The organism is Photobacterium alginatilyticum (assembly GCF_009910675.1).
In the GTDB taxonomy this organism is placed as follows: domain Bacteria; phylum Pseudomonadota; class Gammaproteobacteria; order Enterobacterales; family Vibrionaceae; genus Photobacterium; species Photobacterium alginatilyticum.
Window position 1 is genome coordinate 1 of the sequence record NZ_RSEJ01000420.1, and the last position, 352, is coordinate 352.

The 352-nt window shown below is 45.2% G+C and carries 1 protein-coding gene; it reads left to right on the forward strand.

Annotated features, from left to right (window positions below; all coding sequences use genetic code 11):
• Window positions 1–352 (forward strand): hypothetical protein (locus EIZ48_RS29345; protein WP_205298674.1); only part of this gene is annotated, 352 nt, incomplete at both ends.

Sequence of the window (352 nt, forward strand, 5' to 3'; positions counted from 1 at the left end):
CACTTTCTACCACCATCACCTAAGAGAATGTACTTCTTTGAATCTAACGCAGAAAAGGATGAGGATCAAATTGACGAAAAGGAGGAGATAGAGGACAAGGACGACGGGCAGAATTATACCTGCTCTGACTTGTCAGCTATCGATGACACCTATGATGCTTATTCGCCTATACCTCAAACATCTGCCCCTAAAGCCCCAATTCTGAACTTCACTATTCAGTACGGAGGGAAGTATGTAGGTTTTGCAACACACCAGGGTGTCCTAGATTCTGGTGGTGCCGCTAACCTCATGCCCACCTCTGAGTACTATGAAGGGTATGGACCATTACACGCCTGTAATATTCGTCTATTCT